22 protein-coding genes are annotated in these 20108 nt (G+C 60.8%); 14 read left to right on the forward strand and 8 right to left on the reverse strand.

Annotation, left to right across the window (positions count from 1 at the left end; all coding sequences use genetic code 11):
• The first annotated feature begins 16 nt into the window (after positions 1-16).
• Together F4V60_RS05595 and F4V60_RS05600 are read left to right on the forward strand one after the other, a co-directional pair.
• Positions 17-859 carry a chymotrypsin family serine protease gene (locus F4V60_RS05595; RefSeq protein WP_075729706.1) on the forward strand — a complete coding sequence of 281 codons (843 nt, stop codon included), beginning with the start codon at positions 17-19 and terminating at the stop codon, positions 857-859.
• A gap of 3 nt (positions 860-862) precedes the next feature.
• Positions 863-1474 (forward strand): HD domain-containing protein, encoded by a 612-nt coding sequence (locus tag F4V60_RS05600; protein WP_075729707.1) that lies wholly within the window; start codon positions 863-865, stop codon positions 1472-1474.
• Here the strand turns inward: F4V60_RS05600 and F4V60_RS05605 are convergent.
• Positions 1471-2160: an IclR family transcriptional regulator gene (locus tag F4V60_RS05605; RefSeq protein WP_075729708.1), complete on the reverse strand. Its 690-nt coding sequence runs from the start codon at positions 2158-2160 to the stop codon at positions 1471-1473. The genes F4V60_RS05600 and F4V60_RS05605 overlap by 4 nt on opposite strands.
• 51 nt (positions 2161-2211) lie before the next feature.
• Here F4V60_RS05605 and leuC point away from each other — a divergent pair, with 51 nt between their 5' ends.
• Positions 2212-3630 carry a 3-isopropylmalate dehydratase large subunit gene (gene leuC / locus F4V60_RS05610; RefSeq protein WP_075729709.1) on the forward strand — a complete coding sequence of 473 codons (1419 nt, stop codon included), beginning with the start codon at positions 2212-2214 and terminating at the stop codon, positions 3628-3630.
• Between the two features lie 26 nt (positions 3631-3656).
• Positions 3657-4247, forward strand: a complete 591-nt coding sequence (gene leuD / locus F4V60_RS05615; protein ID WP_075729710.1) for a 3-isopropylmalate dehydratase small subunit — start codon at positions 3657-3659, stop codon at positions 4245-4247.
• On the opposite strand, the gene F4V60_RS05620 is transcribed toward leuD, so the two are convergent.
• The gene (locus tag F4V60_RS05620; RefSeq protein ID WP_141256030.1) at positions 4244-5251 is read right to left on the reverse strand and encodes an NUDIX hydrolase; all 1008 of its coding nucleotides are present in this window, start codon (positions 5249-5251) and stop codon (positions 4244-4246) included. The two genes, leuD and F4V60_RS05620, sit on opposite strands and share 4 nt — an antisense overlap.
• A gap of 200 nt (positions 5252-5451) precedes the next feature.
• Here F4V60_RS05620 and F4V60_RS05625 point away from each other — a divergent pair, with 200 nt between their 5' ends.
• Positions 5452-6450: an NAD(P)H-dependent glycerol-3-phosphate dehydrogenase gene (locus F4V60_RS05625; protein ID WP_075729711.1), complete on the forward strand. Its 999-nt coding sequence runs from the start codon at positions 5452-5454 to the stop codon at positions 6448-6450.
• A gap of 22 nt (positions 6451-6472) precedes the next feature.
• On the forward strand, positions 6473-7540 hold the full coding sequence (locus F4V60_RS05630; protein ID WP_075729712.1) for a D-alanine--D-alanine ligase family protein: 1068 nt from the start codon (positions 6473-6475) through the stop codon (positions 7538-7540).
• Here the strand turns inward: F4V60_RS05630 and F4V60_RS05635 are convergent.
• Positions 7537-8445: a DUF3515 domain-containing protein gene (locus tag F4V60_RS05635; RefSeq protein WP_075729713.1), complete on the reverse strand. Its 909-nt coding sequence runs from the start codon at positions 8443-8445 to the stop codon at positions 7537-7539. The two genes, F4V60_RS05630 and F4V60_RS05635, sit on opposite strands and share 4 nt — an antisense overlap.
• A 28-nt stretch (positions 8446-8473) precedes the next feature.
• Here F4V60_RS05635 and F4V60_RS05640 point away from each other — a divergent pair, with 28 nt between their 5' ends.
• The 8 genes from F4V60_RS05640 to F4V60_RS05675 all read left to right on the forward strand — a co-directional run bounded on the left by F4V60_RS05640 (position 8474) and on the right by F4V60_RS05675 (position 15811).
• On the forward strand, positions 8474-9430 hold the full coding sequence (locus tag F4V60_RS05640; RefSeq protein ID WP_141256032.1) for a thiamine-phosphate kinase: 957 nt from the start codon (positions 8474-8476) through the stop codon (positions 9428-9430).
• The gene (locus F4V60_RS05645) at positions 9431-10069 is read left to right on the forward strand and encodes a uracil-DNA glycosylase (protein ID WP_075729714.1); all 639 of its coding nucleotides are present in this window, start codon (positions 9431-9433) and stop codon (positions 10067-10069) included. It abuts the gene before it with no gap.
• A gap of 10 nt (positions 10070-10079) precedes the next feature.
• Complete coding sequence (locus tag F4V60_RS05650) at positions 10080-11429, forward strand: DAK2 domain-containing protein (RefSeq protein WP_075729715.1); 1350 nt, start codon at positions 10080-10082, stop codon at positions 11427-11429.
• 3 nt (positions 11430-11432) lie between these two features.
• A complete protein-coding gene (locus tag F4V60_RS05655) occupies positions 11433-13580 on the forward strand; it encodes an ATP-dependent DNA helicase RecG (protein ID WP_075729716.1) in 2148 nt (715 codons plus the stop codon).
• Between the two features lie 97 nt (positions 13581-13677).
• Positions 13678-13890: an acyl-CoA carboxylase biotin carboxyl carrier protein subunit gene (locus tag F4V60_RS05660; RefSeq protein ID WP_075729717.1), complete on the forward strand. Its 213-nt coding sequence runs from the start codon at positions 13678-13680 to the stop codon at positions 13888-13890.
• Between the two features lie 2 nt (positions 13891-13892).
• Positions 13893-14468 carry a 16S rRNA (guanine(966)-N(2))-methyltransferase RsmD gene (gene rsmD, locus F4V60_RS05665; protein ID WP_075729718.1) on the forward strand — a complete coding sequence of 192 codons (576 nt, stop codon included), beginning with the start codon at positions 13893-13895 and terminating at the stop codon, positions 14466-14468.
• A 117-nt stretch (positions 14469-14585) separates the two neighbouring features.
• Entirely contained in the window at positions 14586-15074 is a 489-nt protein-coding gene (coaD, locus tag F4V60_RS05670; protein ID WP_075729719.1) for a pantetheine-phosphate adenylyltransferase, read from the forward strand.
• Positions 15071-15811, forward strand: a complete 741-nt coding sequence (locus tag F4V60_RS05675; RefSeq protein WP_075729720.1) for a sulfite exporter TauE/SafE family protein — start codon at positions 15071-15073, stop codon at positions 15809-15811. The genes coaD and F4V60_RS05675 overlap by 4 nt, the downstream gene beginning before the upstream one ends.
• A 63-nt stretch (positions 15812-15874) precedes the next feature.
• On the opposite strand, the gene F4V60_RS05680 is transcribed toward F4V60_RS05675, so the two are convergent.
• From F4V60_RS05680 to F4V60_RS05700, 5 genes are all read right to left on the reverse strand, one after another.
• Positions 15875-16639, reverse strand: a complete 765-nt coding sequence (locus tag F4V60_RS05680) for an amino acid ABC transporter ATP-binding protein (protein WP_075729721.1) — start codon at positions 16637-16639, stop codon at positions 15875-15877.
• A complete protein-coding gene (locus F4V60_RS05685; RefSeq protein ID WP_075729722.1) occupies positions 16640-17620 on the reverse strand; it encodes an amino acid ABC transporter permease in 981 nt (326 codons plus the stop codon).
• Entirely contained in the window at positions 17610-18506 is an 897-nt protein-coding gene (locus F4V60_RS05690; RefSeq protein ID WP_075729723.1) for an ABC transporter substrate-binding protein, read from the reverse strand. Before F4V60_RS05690 ends, F4V60_RS05685 begins: the two co-directional genes overlap by 11 nt.
• A gap of 4 nt (positions 18507-18510) precedes the next feature.
• Complete coding sequence (locus F4V60_RS05695; RefSeq protein WP_075729724.1) at positions 18511-19341, reverse strand: DUF368 domain-containing protein; 831 nt, start codon at positions 19339-19341, stop codon at positions 18511-18513.
• A 255-nt stretch (positions 19342-19596) separates the two neighbouring features.
• The coding region (locus tag F4V60_RS05700; protein ID WP_211356590.1) for a hypothetical protein at positions 19597-20108 on the reverse strand (512 nt) is incomplete at its 5' end.

Consider the following 20108-nt stretch of genomic DNA (forward strand, 5'->3'; position numbering starts at 1 on the left):
ATATGTTGAAGGGGTGATGACTTCTAAACCGCTTTCTTTATCGCGCCGCCTGCGCGCCGCCGCTTCTGTGTTTGCTGGGGCCGCGCTGGCCGTGGCCGGCACTCTTGCAGGTCAGGCCGTCGCCCAGGCTGCCCCTGCTGCTACGGTGACTCAAGGTCAAATGATCATGACCGCTGAGGGCTCTACCTGTACCGTCGGCTACGTCGAGGCAGACCGCGCGTGGACCGCTGCACACTGCGGACTTTCCGGCCAGCAGATGTATGCAGAGGATGGCACTCACCTCGGCACACTGCGCTGGCTGAAGCCTTCGGGCGCCGCCGGGCAGGACATTGCCTACATTCAATTCGCTGCCGGAACGGTTAGCGGCGGCAATCCCAAGACAGGGGATGGCATCAACCCCGTGCCGCCGACAGGGACGCAGATCTGCGTCGACGGACGTCGTACTGGTAAGGACTGCGCCACTACCGTTGACAGGCTGCGGGGAGCGGACCCAGGTATGAACTTTGCGGACCCGCTGCCCAAGCTCAATGGCGATAGCGGCTCCGGGGTAAAGGTTCCTGGTCAGTCCGGGGTGGTTGGCATCTACCAAGGCGCGACCTACCTGAGCAGTGGCCAGGCCCACCGGGAGCTTTCTAACTACGCCCGCATGCCAGATGCAGGAGAACTGGCCAGCTTGCGCCACCAGGGCTACGTGCCGCGTAAAGCTAACCTGCCCCGCACCGTGACCCCCATCGAGTTGCCGGGTCTGCAGGTGCGAGAGCTGCAGGAGCAGGCCGAGGGACTCGTCACCACGAGTAGTGAGGGCCCGGGCTGGGATAGCGTGCGCGGAATTGCGCTCAACTACGGTGTAGTCCTCTAAACAATGCGCTCGCCCGCTGCTGGCGCTGGCGCTGTGACCAGCCGTGAGGTTTTCAGCCCGCGTCTGGTGCGGGCTTTTCGCGCGGCTGCCCGCGCACATGCAGGCCAGCTGCGTAAGGGAACGGACATTCCTTATATAGAGCACCCTTGTGCCGTGATGTATGTAGCCAGTAGGCAGAGTCTGCCTGAAGAGATCCGCGAGGATGTCCTTATAGCCTGCCTGCTTCACGACGTCGTGGAGGACGCCCCAGAGGTACTTCCCGCAGATCGCCTGCGCGCCGAGTTTGGCGAGCGCGTGTGGCGTTTTGTCAGCGAGGTGACGAAGGATGATTCGCTGCCCAGCTGGCAAGATCGAGCTGAGCACTATCTTGCCCGCTTGGAGGGGGCTGAACTCGGTTCCGTTATCGTTGCCGCCTGCGACAAGCTGCATAATCTTTCGGAGATTATCGAGGATCACGGCCTAGTGGGCCCGGAGATTTGGGGGCGCTTCAAGCGCGGGAAAGCATCCCAGCAGTGGTGGTATGGCGAGGTTCTCAACGTCGTCGCCAAGCGCTGCCCGCAACTGGAATTGCTTGATGAGTACCGGCGGAAGTTGGAGATATTGCGATCGCTCTAGACGCGCAACTTGTTGCCGAGTTCCTGGGCGGCATCGGTGACCAGCTTGGCGTATTTTGCCGAGGGAGAGGGGCGGAAGCGCTCCACGGAACCGGAGATGGAAAGCACGGCCAGGAGGTTTCCGCCCGGATCGAATACGGGCGCGGACACTGAAGCGAGCCCCGACTCGCGTTCCTCCATGGATTCGGAATAACCCTTGGTCCGCGCGGCCGAGACATCTTGGGCGCTAAAGGCAGCGCCCGTGGTGTCGACTCCGCCGAAGGCCGCGAAGATTCGCGACGCTGAGCCGGAGGTAAGCGGGAGTTGGCGGCCGACCGGAACCACGTTGTGGAGGCCGGACTCCGGCTCGCGGGAGGCAATGCAGGTGCGGAACTTGCCAGATTGTTGGTACAGCTGGATGGACTCGCCCGTGGTGGCCAGCATTCTATCCATGACGGGGCCGGCGGCCTCGAGGAGGTGGCTGCGGTTGCCGGGTAGTGCCGGGCCAGCGCCCCATTTGCCCTCGGGGGTGCGGGTGAGGATGCGGTGGGCCTCAAGCGCGGTGGCGAGGCGGTGAGCGGTGGCGCGTGGCAGCCCGGTGGCCTCGCAGAGCTCGTTGAGGCTGGACGGCCGGTTCGCGGCGGTCATCATGATCGCCACGGCTCGGTCAAGTACCTTGATTCCGGAAACTGCGCTATACTCTCCCATACAGTGAAATCTACGTCCCAATTTATGAGATTTCAAGTGGAGTGAATAACTATGAGCGAAAACCTAACCCTAGCCGAGAAAGTCTGGCGCGATCATATCGTGAAGAAAGGGGAGAACGGTGCACCCGATCTCCTCTACATCGACTTTCAACTTCTGCACGAAGTTACCAGCCCGCAGGCTTTCGACGGCCTGCGCATGACCGGGCGCAGCATGCGCCACCCCGAACTGCACCTGGCCACCGAGGATCACAATGTCCCCACCCTGGGCATTAAGACCGGAAACCTGCTGGAAATCAAAGACGAGATTTCGCGCACGCAGGTCTCTACCCTGCGCAAGAATTGCGCGGAGTTTGGCGTGCGCCTGCACTCTATGGGGGATGCCCAGCAGGGCATCGTCCACACCGTCGGACCGCAGCTGGGTATCACCCAGCCCGGCATGACCATTGTCTGCGGTGATTCCCATACCTCGACGCACGGGGCCTTTGGCTCCATTGCCATGGGCATTGGCACCTCCGAGGTCGAGCACGTCATGGCCACGCAGACGCTGTCCCTTAAGCCTTTCAAGACCATGGCCATAGAGGTCACCGGCGAACTGGGCCCAGGGGTCTCCGCCAAGGACCTCATCCTGGCCATCATCGCCAAGATTGGCACCGGCGGCGGCCAGGGCCACATCATCGAATATCGAGGCGAGGCCATCCGCAAGATGTCGATGGAAGCCCGCATGACCATCTGCAACATGTCCATCGAGGCAGGCGCTCGCGCCGGCATGGTCGCCCCAGACCAGACCACCTTTGACTACGTGGAGGGCCGCGAGTTTGCGCCGAAGGGCGCGGACTGGGACGCGGCGGTGGATTATTGGAAGACCCTGCCCACCGACGAAGGTGCGGTCTTTGACACCGTGGTAGAGATTGACGGCCCCGCGCTGACGCCTTTTGTGACCTGGGGTACCAACCCGGGTCAGGGCTTGCCGCTGGGAGCGAACGTGCCTGATCCAGAGGACTTTGCGGACGATAACGCCAAGGAAGCCACGCGCAAGGCGCTTGAGTACATGGATCTCAAGCCCGGCACACCGTTGCGTGACATTGCCATCGATACCGTATTCCTCGGTTCGTGCACCAATGCCCGCATCGAGGATCTGCGCGCCGCTGCCGAGGTAGTCAAGGGCCGCGCCATCGCAGAGAACACCCGCATGATCGTCGTGCCTTCTTCCGCCGTGGTTAAGGAAGAAGCTGAGGAAGAAGGCTTGGATGAGATCTTCCGCGCCTTCGGCGCCGAGTGGCGTACTGCCGGGTGCTCGATGTGCCTGGGCATGAACCCGGATCAGCTTAAGCCGGGAGAGCGCTCCGCATCGACGTCTAACCGTAACTTTGAGGGACGACAGGGGCCGGGCGGGCGTACCCACTTGGTCTCGCCTGAGGTCGCCGCAGCTACTGCGGTTACCGGGCACTTGGCCGCCCCGATGGATCTATAAGGAAAGCAGAGGGAGAGAAGAATACAATGGAGAAATTCGTCACCCACACCGGCGTCGGAGTTCCGCTGCGCGCCTCCAACGTGGATACCGACCAGATCATTCCGGCCCGCTACCTCAAGTCCGTCAAGCGCACAGGCTTTGCAGAGGGCCTATTTTCCAACTGGCGCTCCGATCCGCATTTCATTCTCAACCGAGAGCCCTTCAAGGAAGGTTCCGTGCTCTTTGCCGGGCGGGACTTTGGTACCGGCTCCTCGCGTGAGCACGCGGTGTGGGCGTTGAGTGAATATGGCTTCAAGGCCGTGTTCTCCTCGCGCTTCGCTGATATCTTCCGCGGTAACTCCGGCAAGGCCGGGCTATTGACCGGACTGATGGATCAGGAAGACATCGAGCTCATTTGGAAGCAGCTCGAGGCCGGGGAGACCGAGACCACGGTGGATCTCGATGCCCGCACCGTCAGCGTTGGCAACAGCACCTATAGCTTCGACATCGATGACTACACCCGCTGGCGCCTCATGGAGGGGCTGGATGATATCGGCCTGACCCTGCGCAACGAGGACGCCATCGAGGCCTACGAGGCCAAGCGGCCCTCCTTTAAGCCCGCTGTGCCGCGCGTTTAACGCACTGGCAGGGGGCTGGCTAGATAGTCAGCCCCGGTGAGCTCCCCGCCGTTGAAAGAAAGCACCCACACGGATGCTTTCTTGAACTTGAGTTCTTCCAGATCGACCTTAAGGAAGGGCGGGTTGAGCTCAGCTATTATCCCCGGAATGGTCTCGCCTTGGCTGACAATGACGGGCACACCGCCGCCGCTGGCCACTCGGTCAAAAGCTGCAATTGCTCCCTGCCTGTTATTGGCCCAGGCCTCATCGCCAAAGTTGATATTGACCGCGATATCCATGCCCAGCTCATCAGCCAAGGGGGCTGCGGTTTGCTGGCAACGCTGCGGCTGCGCGGAATAAATTACAGTCGGGTGGAACGGGGCCAACAAGGGCACGAGCATCTCGGCCTGACGGCGTCCCTTCTTATCTAGGGGGCGCAGATCATCGGAACCTTCCCACTTCTTCCGTTCATGGGCACGCGCATGGCGGACGTAGAGCACCCGCGTCGTGGGAGCTAGACGCAGGCGCTTCTTAGCCTTGGCCAAGACCTCAGTGTCAACCTCATAGGACAAAAGTTGCGGGGCTTCGTCGATGCCAACCCAGCGCAGCTCGTCCGTCTCGCTGTTTTGGGCAAAGGAACCCTCTAGCACGCGCGCCATCCAGTAGTAAACCACCTTGGTTCGGCCTTGGACGGGATAAGTAACCTTCCCAATGAGCTTGCCTAGACGGACCGAGTATCCGGTTTCTTCGAAGATCTCGCGCGCTGCTGTGGCAGGCAGAGATTCTCCAGGATCTACTTTGCCCTTGGGCAAGGACCAATCGTCATAGTGCGGGCGGTGAATGAGTGCGAACTCGGGGTCCTGGGGGTCCCCGCGCCACAGCACGGCACCGGCAGCCAGCGTGGTGCGGGTGAACTCGTGAGCCGGATCCGGCGGGACCTCTTGATGGCGCCCTGAGATGAAGACCTCGGGGCGGGCATCCTTGTCAGTTTCGTGCATGTTCTTTGGGTTCGGGCCCTTGGCCATGGCGCTCCTTGTCGGTGTTTGTTCTCGCCGCCCCATTTTTCTCCGAATCGCGGCATATTGCATCTGCACGCGCCGAAGTGCGGGCACATGCTCGACAATAGCTAGTTTCGCTGCCCCAATAAGCCTGCATGCTTTAATGGGGGACGGACATTGTGACAATCGACATTGTGAGAATCAAAACGTGAGGACGTGAGCACTAGATGTTAAAAGTGGCCGTGATGGGTGCAGGATCATGGGGGACGACCCTGGCTAAGGTCTTTGCAGATGCCGGAAACGATGTCACCTTGTGGGCTCGGCGTCCCGAGCTGGCTGCTGCCATCAATGACACACATTGCAACGTGGACTACCTGCCGGATTTTCAGCTTCCTAGCACCATTTCAGCAACCACGGACCCGGGCGCAGCTTTGGAGAGTGCAGAGATTGTGATCTTCGGCGTGCCTTCACAGACGCTGCGTTCCAACCTCGAACAGTGGGCGGGAATGCTCCCACCCGATGCCACCTTGGTCTCTATTTCGAAGGGTATTGAGACTTCGACTCTGCAGCGTATGAGTGAGGTTATCGCGGATGTGACGGGCGCAGAAGCCTCGCGCATCGCCGTGTTGTCTGGCCCCAACCTCGCGAAGGAAATCATCGAGGAGCAGCCCGCGGCAACAGTCATCGCCTGCCCCGACGAAAGGCGCGCACGCCAGGTCCAAACGGCCGTGGCTACCGCGTATCTGCGGCCCTATACCAACGTCGATGTGGTTGGCGCTGAGATCGGCGGAGCGTGCAAGAATGTCATTGCACTGGCCTGCGGCATGGCCGCGGGCAAGGGGTTGGGCAACAACACTCTGGCCACGGTCATCACTCGCGGGCTGGCGGAGATTACCCGTTTGGGAGTGGCCCTTGGCGCCGAGCCGTTTACCTTTTCCGGGTTGGCGGGTCTAGGGGACCTGGTGGCAACGTGCAATTCCACGCTCTCACGCAATCGCACCTTCGGCTACCGTCTCGGTCAAGGCGGCACCCTAGAAGAGGCCACCGCGGCGACGCATGGACAGGTTGCCGAGGGAGTCATTTCCTCGGAGTCCGTGTTCAGGCTGGCGCGCACCGCTGGGGTGGAGATGCCGATTACCGAGGCGGTCTTTGGCGTGTGCCATCGCGGGGTCAAGGTCGACGATATGGTGGTTGCTTTGATGGGTCGCACCAAGAAGGCGGAGTAGCGCCGGGGTAGAGTTGAAGGCCATGAACTCAAAGATCCGCGTGGCCGTCATCTACGGTGGCCGAAGCACCGAGCATTCCGTATCCTGCGTGTCGGCGGGGGCCATCATGGCCAACCTTGACCCCGCCAAATACGAGATCATCCCGATCGGGATCACCAAGGACGGCGCTTGGACGCAGGGCGTCACCAGTGGACTTGAGATCCACAACCGCATGCTGCCTGAGGTAGCAATGGGCGATGAGCTCACCCTCTCCCTCAACCCTGCGACTAAAGGCACGTTCTATAACCTCAGCAAAGGTGGCGTGCACGCGCAAGTAGACGTTATCCTGCCGGTGTTGCACGGGCCATTCGGGGAGGATGGCACCATCCAGGGTCTTTTTGAGCTCTCCGGCGTGCCCTACGCGGGCGCGGGCGTTCTCGCCTCCGCCGCCTCCATGGACAAGGAGTACACCAAGAAGCTGCTCGCAGCTGAAGGCATTCCGGTGGCTGCCCAGGTCGTGCTCACTGGTGCGCGCGAACTGCAAGAGGAAGAAAAGCACAGCCTAGGGCTGCCGGTTTTTGTTAAGCCGGCCCGTGGTGGCTCCTCCATTGGTGTCTCGCGGGTGAGTGACTGGAGCGAACTTGCCGCTGCCCTTGACGTGGCCTTTGCCACCGATAGCAAGGTCCTCATCGAGCCAGAGATTGTGGGACAAGAGGTAGAGATCGGGGTGCTCCAGTACGCTGATGGTTCCTTGCTGGCCTCGGAGCCGGCCCTGCTGGCTGGCATCGCAGACTCGGAAGACGGTTTCTACAGCTTCGACACCAAGTACTTGGATGATGTAGTCACGGCGCAGATCCCAGCTCCGCTGGAGCCTGCGGTGACACTCGAGATCAAAGAGATGGCGCTAGAGGCATTCCGCGCGCTCGATTGCGCGGGTCTTTCGCGCGTCGACTTCTTTGTCACCGAGTCCGGCGCCATAGTCAACGAAGTCAACACCTTCCCAGGATTCACCCCGATTTCGATGTACCCACAGGTGCTGGCGCATTCCGGAGTGGAGTACACCCGCCTGCTGGATTGCCTCATCGAGCAGGCGCTGGGCTCCGCAGCTTAAGCCTCCTGGGCCGGGGTATGCGCAGAGAGCACGTCGCTCAGGCGCACGAGCGCAGACCCAGCTACATCCTGCGGCGCATGGAGCGCTAGATCGTCTGCGCGCCCGAGGGCGAACCAAGTTCCTGCAGTGGTGCCCTCACCCAACGTCGTATCCTCGAACCAGGGAACGTCATTGACCTGCTGTAGCTGTACACCAGCGCGGTAGTTCTCCGGAGAGGCAATGCCGCAGCGCACGACGATCTCTTCGCGCCCAGGCGCCGACCACACGAAGGTATTCTTCTCGTTGATGTCCGTGCGCCGTTGATAGCCATCGGCCACAGAATCCGGCAGATTATCTTCCAGTTCGCCGCACATCGCATCTGGGCCCGCTGCAAGCTGCGACAGAGGGGCGGGCGCTGGGCTCGGGCTGCGCGAGTCAAGCTTGTCTAGCGCCGAATCGAGTCCAGAGGGGCGTGCATCATCAAAGGTGGTGACCGCCAGGGTAGGGAAGTGATCGGTGTTGTACCAGGTTGTCAGGGTAGATCCCGGCGTCATATCGCTGACCTCCAGCCAGCGGCTCCCGTCAATGTCCTGCGGCTGGGAGTAGGAAGTATATTGCAGGGGCAAATCCACCCCGCACCGCAAAGTGACCTCATCCGTAGACGTCGATGCCCAGGCTGCCACGCCGGCTGGCACAGGCTCAGCCACCTCGGCCCGGGGGTGTCCCATGAAATCGCTGGGAAGTGCATCGACGGCGCCGGAGCACTGGGGAGAATCGGCGAAGTCTGACTTGATAGGGGAGATGGCGACAGGTGCCTTGGCCGTGTTTTCAAAGACGAACTTAGCGCCGAAAATTACCCCAAAGACTAACGCAATCGAGAGCCCAAGTGAGATATAGATTGCGGTGCGATTAAATTGGGTAGTCATAAGCGCTAATAATATCGAAAGGTCACCCGTGCACTTAACTCGAACTCTCGCGGAAGCGGGGGAACACGAAGTCATCGGAGAGATCATCGCCGCCGCTCCCAGCGCCCTCAACGGCGACGATGCCGCGGTCATGTACCCGGCGCCACCCAATTCGCGCACCGTGGCGGCCACGGACATGATGATTGAGGGTCGGCACTTCCGGCGCGAATGGTCCACCGCCAACGAGGTAGGTCAAAAGGCCATCCTTCGTAATTTCGCTGATATTGAGGCGATGGGAGCCCGTCCCACCGCGGCACTGCTAGCGATTGCCGCTCCGGATGACACCCTGGTGTCTTTCGTGCGCGGAATCGCCCAGGGCATCGCCGAGCGCTGCGCTAGCTACAACGCGGAGCTCGTGGGCGGGGACCTCACCCGCGCGGATGAGCTTATCGTCAACGTCATGGCCATTGGCTCTCTCGGAGGGAGCCGCCCGCCGCTCGTTCTCGACGGCGCCCGCGTGGGCCAGAAAGTCGTCGCACACGGCAAGATCGGCTACTCCGCCGCAGGCCTGGCCCTCCTTCAGCGCTTCGGTCGCGCCCTTCCGTCCGAACATGAGGACCTGTGGCCGCTTGTCGACGCCCACTGTGCACCCTGGCTCAAACCCGGCCGGGGCGTTATCGCCCGCGCGGCCGGCGCGACCGCCATGACCGATAACTCCGATGGGCTTGTTCCTGACGTGGGCACGATAGCGCGCCGTTCTGGGGTACACATCGACCTGGACTCTGCGGCAATAGCTCCAGACCCACTACTTAACGCCGCCGCGGCCCTGCTCGAGGTGGATCCCTGGGAATGGGTATTGAGCGGCGGCGAGGACCATACCCTGGTGGGCACCACCCACAAGGAGGCACCGGCGGGCTTTCGCGTCATCGGAAGTGTTCAACGCGGTGGGGGAATCACCGTCGACGAGCACCAACCCGCCTATTGGCACGGTTGGGTGGGCTTTTAAATGAAACCGAGCTACCACCCCTCCTGGGAACCCATACTCGGACCGGTGCTAGAGCAGCACTGGCCGCATATTGAGAAAGAACTGGCTGCCGGCGACTTCCTTCCGGCACCGGCAGACGTCTTTCGGGCCTTCACCCTGCCCCGTGACGAGGTTCGGGTACTCATCGTTGGCCAAGATCCCTATCCCACCCCGGGACACCCCATGGGCATGGCCTTCTCCACCCAACCCGGCGTGCGCCCTCCGCGTTCCTTGGTTAACATCTACCGCGAGCTCTACGAAGACATCAAGGTTCCCAGCCGCGAGGACGGAGACCTCAGCGCTTGGCAAAAACAGGGAGTCATGTTGCTCAACAGGGTGCTCACCGTAGCCCCGGGTAAACCCGGTTCCCACCGCGGACTGGGCTGGCAGCCTGTAACAGAGGCCGCCATTCGCTCCCTCAACCGCCGCCCGATGGTGGCAATCCTATGGGGAAGGGACGCCCAAGCCTGTGCAAAGTTCTTGCCAGATGTGCCCTGCATTGAGTCCCCGCATCCCTCGCCCCTGTCCGCCAGCCGTGGCTTCTTTGGCTCCCGACCTTTCTCCCGCGCCAATGCGCTCTTGGTTGACCAAGGTGCGCGCCCAGTGGACTGGCGCTTGTAAGGTAGTTCTCATGTCTTTTCCCCCAGCATTAGATGCTCGCGGCCTGCACAATTGGGCCAATCGCACGGTTGGAGAGCTCTCCCTGCGCCGCGCCGAGATCAATGCACTCAATGTATTCCCCGTCCCCGACGCCGATACCGGTTCGAATATGGCTCACACCATGGAGGCCGCGGTTGCAGAGGCAGACAAGGGCGGCGACGTAGCCGAGGCCTTGGCAGTAGGATCGGTACGCGGCGCCCGGGGTAACTCTGGCATGGTGCTCTCCCAGGTGTTGCGTGGGGTGGCGGATGCCACCGTGGACTCTGTTGTGGACGGTCCCGTCTTGGCGCAAGCACTAACCCTGGCAGTATCGCTGGTTGATCGTGCCATCGCGCAACCGGTCGAGGGCACCGTCATCACCGTTCTGCGCGCTGCTGCCGACGCCGCCACACGGGCAACGGAGATTCCCGGAGCGCGCCTGTACGATATCGCCGCAGCGGCTCTCGAGGCCGCCCGTGACGCCCTCGAGAAAACGCCCTCTCAGCTGCCCGTCCTGCGCGAAGCCGGAGTGGTAGACGCCGGCGGAACGGGGCTTGTCATCTTCCTCGAGTGCCTCATTGCCGAGCTCGAAGGGGCACAGGTGCGCGAGGGAGAAACCGAGCTGGAGAAATCCCCGGAGCTTGAAGTGGTCTTCTTCTTCGAAGAAGGCGACCTCAAGGAACTCGAACGGCAGATTGCTTCGTTGGGAAATAGCTTGGTTATAGCGCGTGCCACCGAGGATTCAGCCAGCGTACACATCCACACCCGGCGCGCCGGGTTCCTCATCGAGACGGCTTTTGGCTTGGGTAAGGTTTCCGGGCTACACCTTGAAGTATTGCCAGAGGTGCCCGAGGTCGCCGCCACGGTTGCGCCTCGTCGAAAGATCTTCGTCGCGGCGGCGCCGGGACCGATAGCGGAGCTTTTCAAGTCCATTGGTGCGATTCTTCTTGAGCCCGGGGAGACGCTCGAGGCCAGCGCAGTGCAAGACATCTTCTTGCCCAATGGCAGTGATGCGCGGTGCCCCGGCGCCACGGTAGTCCCCACCGATTCCCTCGTCGCAGGTTTGGCCGCCATCTCGGTCTATGAGCCGGATAACCCCGATACTGCTGCGGTGGTGGAATCGATGACGGATGCTGCACACTCCATGCGCGTAGGCCATCCGGCTGAGGAGAACGAAGATGAGGTAATCTCTACCTGCCGGCGCCTGCTCGAGGGCGGCGGAGAACAGATAACCATCCTGACCTCCTTGCCCCTGGATTCCTCCTCTCTTACCCAGACTTTAGGGGTGCATGTCATGGTGGTGAGCGTGCCGGGGGCTGCCACAGAGATCGGGGTGGAATAAGTTATGCTCGGGTGGCGAGACGAACGCCCCTTGGAAGATGTGCTGCCGGCCAAGGACGCCCACAACATCACCAAGGCGCTGGGCTATCGCACCTGCGGCGAATTGCTCGGGCACTACCCGCGTGACTACATCCGCCACAACAAGGACGTAGGCCTGGGGGATGCCGCCGAAGGCGATATCGTCACGGTTACCGGCATAGTCAGCGCTATTTCCAAGCGTGATACCGGCCGGACCACCATCATCAACGTCCAATTGGATGGAAACATCTCGGCCACCTTCTTCAATGCGCTCTATGTGCTGGGCATGCTCAAGCGCGGGATGCGCGTCATGCTCAGCGGTAAGCTGAAGTTCTTTCGCGGCATAGCCCAGCTGCAGCAGCCGGACTTCGTCGTCATCGATGCCTTTGGCCGGCCCTCGGGTGAGCTGGAGCCCTATCTCGTACCGGAGCCGGATTCGCGCCAGCCCAGTGGAAAGCGCTCAAAGAAACAGCAGGCAACAGGCTCTTTGCGCAAGCTATCGCAGTTCGGAAGGCTCGATAAGCTTTTGCTCGAGCGCGAGTGGATTCCCATATACCCAGCAACCTCTACCGTCAGCTCTTGGTATCTCATGGGGGCAATCCACCTCGTATTGTCCAAGACCCCGTCCATCGAGGAGCCGCTCGATATAGACATGATGGTCGGAATGGATCAGGCCTTGCGCGAGGTGCATGAGCCTCCAGCGGCTGGGCCGCAGCGCGCCATAGCGCGCCTGAAGTACAACGAGGCGCTTTCCATTGGGCTGGTCATGGCTCTGCGCCACCGCGATGCACAGTCGCGGCAGGCTGTCGCCCTGCCCGCCAGGGAAGAGGGAGCGCGTGCCGAGCTTGTGGCACACTTGCCCTTCGAACTTACTGCGGGGCAGCGGCGAGTCATCGAGGAAATAGACGCAGACCTGTCCCGCACGGTGCCGATGATGCGCCTTTTGCAAGGAGAAGTCGGTTCTGGAAAGACCATGGTTGCCGTCATCGCTATGCTCCAAGCCTGTGACGCCGGAAAGCAGTCAGCCCTGCTGGCCCCGACTGAGGTGTTGGCGGGGCAACACGCGGCGTCGATGAGCGCTGCGGTACCAGCCGGAGTCAAGGTGGTATTGCTGACTGGGGCGATGCGCGTGGCGGAGAAGCGGCAGGCTTTGCTCGATATCGTCTCTGGTGAAGCCGATATTGTTGTTGGCACCCATGCGCTAATCCAGGACAGCGTGGAGTTCTTCGACCTGGGCCTGGTAGTCGTTGATGAACAGCACCGTTTCGGCGTGGAACAGCGCGACACCCTGCGCGCGAAGACACGTGAAGGCTTGAGCCCCCACGTGTTGGTCATGACGGCGACCCCGATCCCGCGCACCATCGCCATGACGGTATTCGGTGACCTTGAGGTCTCCACCCTGCGCGAGCTGCCAGGGGGCAGGCACCCGATTCAATCCTCGGTGGTGCCAGAATGGCGGCCGGCCTGGGTTATCCGCGCGCTCACGAGGATCCGGGAGGAAGTCGAACACGGCCACCAGGCCTACATTGTCTGCCCTCGCATTGAAGGCGAGGGTGGGGTCCTTGAGGTAGCTGAAGCGCTCTCCCACGGCCCGTTGCGGGGCCTGGAAGTTGGCGTGCTGCACGGAAGAATGAAGGACAAGGATGCCGTGATGAACCGCTTCGCGCGCGGGGAGATCGATGTTTTGGTCTCGACCACCGTCATCGAGGTGGGCGTGGACGTTCCTAATGCCACAGTGATGTTGATTCGAGAGGCGGAGAGCTTCGGGGTCTCGCAGCTGCATCAGTTGCGTGGACGGGTCGGGCGTGGCGGAAACGCCTCAGTGTGCCTGTTTCATACAAATGCTTCCCAAGAGTCTGCCGCCTTTCGGCGCCTGTATGAGATTTCCCAGACCACTTCGGGTTTTGACCTGGCGGAATTGGATCTGCGTCAGCGTCATGAGGGCGATATCTTGGGCACGATGCAATCCGGAACGCACCGCACCTTGCGCCTGCTCAACCTAGCGGAGGACAGAGACATCATTGAGCGCACCCACGAAGATGCCGCAGCCCTTGTCGCCCGCAATCCAGGCCTTGCACGGGAGCTGACGAAGAACCTCAGCGATAGCGAGCAGGAGTTCCTCGAGAAGAACTAACTGCCAGCTGCCAGCCGCGTGATACAGGGGCACCTGCGGGGGCAAGTCGGGGAACCGGTGCATAAGAGTCAGGGGAGTCGGCGATATTCTAGAGAGCATGAAGATTTTCGCGCCTTTTGCGGGCATCGTTCGCTACCACGTCGAGGAGGGAGAAAAAGTCTCCGCCGGAGACATCATCGCGACTGTAGAGGCCACCAAGCTCGAGGCCCCAGTTCATACCCCCGGCCCCGGGGTGGTTACGCAGCTACGCATGGAGCCTTTCAGCGATGTCGTGGGTGGAGATGAACTCGCCACAATCGGGGAGGTCTAAAGATGACGAGGATTATTTCCGGTGCAGCCCGCGGACGGCGCTTGCAGGTGCCGCAGAAAGGCACCCGCCCCACCTCTGATCGCGCGCGCGAAGGACTATTTTCCTCCCTCGAAGCGCGCTGGGGTTTTAATGATTCCCGCGTCCTTGATCTCTTTGCCGGCTCCGGCGCGCTGGGGCTCGAGGCAGCCAGCCGCGGTGCGATCGAGGTCGTTTTGGTCGATGACAATGCCGCAGCCGTCGACATCATCCTGGGCAATATGCGCGTGGTTGGCCACCCTGGCGTCTCGGTAGAGCGCCACAGCGTATTCGATTACTTGGCCCATGCCCCGCAGCGCCATTTTGACCTCGTCCTTGCTGATCCTCCCTATGCTTTTGCACAAGCAGCAGAGCTCATCGCGGCGCTCGAGCCGGTGCTGGCTGATAGCGCCATGGTGGTTATTGAGCGTCCCAGCGATTCCCCCGCGACGCAGTGGCCGGCGGGTTTTGAAGAAACCGGCCAGAAGCTCAAGAAACGCACCTTTGGCATAGCCCGCATGGATATGGCGATTTATCATCGCAGCATTGGCTCGCCGGAGTAGGGGCAGCGTGCATTGAAAGCTGCATGTTTTGAATGCACAGTGATTTAGGAGCACAATGCACTAAAACTGTTATTCCCGCCACGTGTCAGCTCAAGCGGGGCTGAAGATAGGAAAGCAATGACTAAAGCCGTGTGTCCTGGGTCCTTCGATCCGATAACGCTCGGGCACGTAGATATTTTTAATCGTGCCAACGCCATGTTTGATGAGGTAACCGTGGTGGTGACCGGAAACCCAGAGAAGCCTTCCGGGCTCTTTAGCGTCGAGGAGAGGGTCGAGCTCATCCGGCAGGTTGTTCCCGCCGACATTAAGGTTGATTGGTGGGCGGGGCTGCTGGTTGATTACACCACCAAGCATGGCGTGGACACACTGGTCAAGGGCCTGCGCTCCTCCCTGGACTATGAGTACGAGCTGCCCATGGCACAGATGAATAGGCGCCTGTCTGGGGTCGATACGGCCTTCTTGCTCACTGATGAGAAGTATGGCTACATCAGCTCTTCCCTATGCAAGCAGGTGGCCCAATACGGTGGTGATGTCACCGGCATGTTCCCAGATGTAGTCGCCGCGGCGGTCCAAGAAAAGTATCGCGCCAAAGGAACCTACGCATGATGCTCGCCTTGGCCATCCTCGCCATCGTGGTGATGGGTTCGTGCCTGCAGCGCGTCTCGGGGATGGGGCTGGGACTCGTCGGCGGGCCGCTGGCAACCTTGTTGCTCGGCCCAGTCGAGGGAATTATGGTCGTCAACGTCTTGGCGTTTATCAACGCGATTCTGACCACCTATACGGCGCGTCAAGACGTTGATTGGAAAAAGTTTTCCCTCATCGCTCCCGTCATGGTGCTGGGATCGGTTCCCGCGGCGTTGCTCATTACTAAAATCGATACGGCGACGCTGCTCATCATTGTGGGCGGCGCCCTGCTCATCGCCCTGGGGGTGGTCAGCTTCGGGAGAAAGTTCGTACCACCCCTCAACGGAAAAGGGCCGGCGATCTCGGCGGGCATCATTGGCGGATTCACCAATACTTTGGCCGGCGTAGCCGGTCCAGTGGTCACGGTCTACGCGCAAGCAGCGAAGTGGCCACAGCACGTCTATGTCGCGACTCTACAGCCCATCTTCCTGGTGGGCGGTTTGGTCTCCGTGGTGGCCAAACTCTCCGTCGGCGCCGGCGGCTTCGAACACGTCACCTGGCTCATCTGGCCGGCGGGCATCCTCGGCATGTTTATCGGTCTCTTCTTAGGATCTAAGATTGCGCACCGTGTCCCCCGAGAAAAGGCGCGCATTCTCTCATTGAGCGTCGCTGGCCTAGGCGCGCTGAGCGCCTTGATCCGCGGCATCATCACCCTCTAGCCCTCGGGGGCTGAGGCGGGGACTGGGTGGCACGGGGATGACGCCTTCAGCAGCGAGCCTAGCTTAGAGCAGCGAGGAGAGGAATGCCTTCGTGCGCTCATGGCGCGGGTTATCCAAGACCTGCTGGGGAGTGCCCTGCTCGACAACTACGCCGGAGTCCATGAAGAACACCTTGTCGGCGACTTCGCGGGCAAAGCCCATCTCGTGGGTGACCACGAGCATGGTCATGCCGTCTGCAGCAAGATCCCGCATCACGCGCAGAACTTCGCCCACGAGTTCGGGATCGAGGGCGGAGGTAGGCTCGTCGAAAAGCATGAGCTTGGGATCCATCGCGACGGCGCGGGCGATAGCCACGCGCTGTTGCTGCCCTCCCGAAAGTTGAATTGGGTACGCATCCTTCTTGTGGGCTAGACCCACGCGTTCCAGCAATTCCATGGCGTGAGCCTTAGCCTGGGCCACGGGAACCTTCTTGACGTGAACTGGGGCCTCGATGATGTTGTCGAGGACCGTGCGGTGGGGAAAGAGGTTAAAGCTCTGGAAAACCATGCCGATGTCGGCGCGCTGCGCTGCGGCTTCCTTTTCACTGACCTCGTAGAGAACGCCATCTTTCTCGCGGTAGCCGATGAGCTGCCCGTCGACGTAGAGGCGGCCACCCGTTACCTTGTCGAGGTGGTTGACGCAGCGCAGGAAGGTGGATTTGCCGGAGCCGGAAGGCCCGAGCAAGCAGGCCACCTCGCCGCGTTCTACCTCGATGTTGATGCCCTTGAGCACCTCGAGGTCTCCAAAGGACTTGTGCACGTTCTGTGCGGAAATCATGGGTGTGGACATCTACTTCTTAACCTCCGGGATGACGGAAACGTTGCCGGGGATGGACCCCTCGGCGTCGGCAAGCGCAGCGAGCTGGCGGCCCGTGAGCTCCCGTGAGGAGCCGCGCTCATAATAGCGCTCAAGGAAGTGCTGACCCACCATGAAGATCGACGTGATGACGAGGTACCAGGTGGCAGCGACCATGAGCAGCGGAATCGGCTGGAACAAGGCGGCGGCAATATCGGTCGCGCGCCCGAAGATTTCCATGGTGTAGGGGATAGCCACGACCAATGAAGAGGTCTTGAGTAAGGAGATGAACTCGTTGCCTGTGGGAGGAATAATGATGCGCATGGCCTGGGGCAAAACGGTGCGCCGCATGGTCATCCACCAGCTCATTCCCAAAGCCTTGGAAGCTTCCTTCTGGCCTTCCGGAACCGAGGAGATGCCGGAACGCACAATTTCAGCCATGTATGCGGCCTCGTTGAGACCGAGACCGATTACGGCTAGGAAGAAGGCGTTGGTGAGGATTCCCTCGAGGGAGATCTCCGCGAATCCCAAGTTGATGGACTGGTAAAGAGCCGAAAGCAGGCCCCAGAACACAAGCTGGACGTACACCGGGGTACCGCGGAATACCCAGAGGAAGAGCCAAGCGACGCCGCCTAGGACGGGATTGGGGGACATACGCATCACCGCAAGAGCGACGCCGCCGACGACGCCGATGATCATCGCGAGGAAAGTGATGGCGATGGTGTGTAGCGAGGCCATCGCGATACGGGTGTCGAAGAGGTATTGGAAGTAGGTCTGCCAACCAAAGGCCTCATTGCGGGCTGCGCCGATGATAAACCACGCGCCGAGCAGGAGCAGTACTGCAGCAAAGACTAGGCGCCAGGGGTGGCGAAGTGGGCGTGCGTGAATGTCCGCGCCGCTCTCCGGAGAGACTGGCTGCTGTGCTTGCGCAGTGCTTTTAGCCGAAGCGCTATTAGACGGTGAGTTATGAGCCATTGATGGGCCTTTCGTTGATCATTGCCTGCTCGACTAGTCCTTGGTCTATGCCCCACTGGGCGAGGATTTCTTGATATTGGCCGGTTTCGATGAGATGTTGGAGAGCCGCCGCAACAGCGGGCCCAAGCTCCGAGTTCTTTGGAACCGCGAAACCATAGGGCGCGGCATGGCTTATTTCCCCGACGGTCTCCAGTCTGTCCTCGGAGCGGTCGACTGCCCACGCAGTCACCGGGGAATCGGCGGAGAACGCATCTGCACGGCCCATCATCACGGCGAGGGCAGCGTTATCCGAGGAGTCATAGGATAAGACAGTGAGATCCCCGCCGCAGGCTTCTCGCTTGGGGCGGACGTCATCGGTCTCGGAGACGGTACTGCGCTGCACCGCAATGGTCAGACCGCAGGGATTGTCGGGGTCAATATCTTTGGTGCTCTTGGAGTATTTGGCCCACTGGATTCCCGCGTAGAGGTGATCGACAAAGTCGAAGCTTTCACGGCGTTCCGCATTGTCGGTAAAGCCCGAGCCGCCCATGTCGATCTGGCCCTGCTGCACGGCCGGCAGAATCATGGCGAAGTCCTGTTCTACAGGACGGAAGTCCAAGCCAAGAACGTCTGCGACGGCGCGCGCCAAGTCCATCTCTACTCCCACGATATTGCCGGCGGAATCCTTGAACTCGAAAGGTGCAAAAGGCGGGTTCGTGCCCACGGTGAGCACCCCGTCGCCATCGTGATAGAGCGCTGCGATTCCTGGGACCATGTCGGTGTGGGGTTGCTTCCAGCCCTCAGGTAACGCAGATTCCTCGTTGGTGACGCAGCCGGTGAGCGCCAAAGAAGGCACCAAGCACGCGGCTAACACGCCTAACCTCAAGGGCCGAGAACGAACATTCATAAGCTTAACTAGCCTTCTTTTCAATGGTTTTTGCTGCGCGGGCGTCGGCGAAGATGAGCAAGGCCACGACCAGCGCGCCCAAGGCCATGATCGCGAATACAAGTCCCGTGCTGGCATCCTGGTCACTACCGAAGGGCCACAGAGGACGAAGGGATCCCAGCATGAAGCCGGCCATTGCCGCCAAAGTAGGCGTCCGCTTGTGCTCCAGCAGATAGTTCAAGACCTTGACAAACGCGGCGAGTCCGCAGATGGCGCCGAGGAAGAATACGCCGATAATGGCGAAATTACGCTCGGAGACAGCAGTAATAATGGGGGCATATAGCCCCAGCGTCAGCAGGATAAGGGAACCGGAGACTCCCGGCATGATGAGCGCACAGACCGCAATGGCGGCAGCGAAGAAGATGACGATGAAGCTCGGGTTTTCTTTGGGTTCGGAGATATAGCCTGTGAGCAGGAAGAAGCTTATTGCGGCGAGGATGAAAGCGATGATGGCCTGGCGGGAGGTGCGGTCAGCAGCGCTGAGCATCGAGAACGGAACGAAGATGGATACCGCCACCATGCCAAAGAAAAGTGCATTGGAGACCGACACCTGGTTTTCCACAAAGGCGGAGAGGATGGAAGAAAATCCGAAGACAGCGGCGAAAATTCCTACGGCGACTGAGGCCAGAAACCCCCACTCAACCTGCTTGAAACGCCCCGAGATGAGCCAGTTCGCGTTTCTTAGGGCGCGTTCGTAGATGCCGATGATGAGTGCGACCGTGCCTCCAGAGATGCCGGGGACTAGCTCGGCCATGCCGATGATCGCGCCGCGAAGGGCGTTGAGAATATAATGCATATTTCCGAAACTAATAGGTAAATGGGGTCTAAACGGGGTGCCGTGCCGAGCTTTCCTCTCAGATATAGGAACACCGTGCTGAGGGGGACACCCGCCAACCAGCGGTAGCGCTATGAATAATGCCGACCTCGCCCTTGCCCAAACACGGAATGAGACGGGGGGGAGAGACTGAGGGAACTATGCAGCGTGCGCACCCGATAGTCCTTTATTGTTTCACCCAACGTCCGAGACTGCAAATATGCATCGACGTGCGGGTTATGCGGAAACCTGCACCTGTTCCTCCGCGCTTTCTGGCACGCTGGCGCCGGTAGGAGGGGTACTCAGCGAGCTTTGAGCAACGACGATGCGGTGCATAGCTGCTTCTAGAGGCCCGCGGCGATAGCGTGCTTTCCACGCCGTCGCCCCCGCCGAGCCAACCACCACGCTCCAGCCCAAGGCGCTCGGGCTCCCCTCGCCTTGCAAGGAAGCCGAGGCGGAGGTGGAGGCGGAGACGGAGGCAGAGCTTTGCGCTGCAGTTTCCGAGGGATCAAAGGGGACGAAAGCCCCATAGACCCACGCCGCTGAGAGGACGTGCGCGACATAGAGCGTCAGCGCCATGGAACCGAAAGCCTTGAAAGGGGTGAGTACGAAGGAAAGACCTTGAAGTGCCCCGGGTTTTGTTCCTAGGCATTTGCCTTGATTTCCATTATTGCCTGTGGCAAGTTCTGCTTCCAAAATTCGGTTTCCACCTCGGCTGGGGTTCGGTATCCCAGGCTTTGGTGGAGCCT

Origin of the sequence: Corynebacterium flavescens (assembly GCF_008693105.1) — a bacterium.
Taxonomy (GTDB): domain Bacteria; phylum Actinomycetota; class Actinomycetes; order Mycobacteriales; family Mycobacteriaceae; genus Corynebacterium; species Corynebacterium flavescens.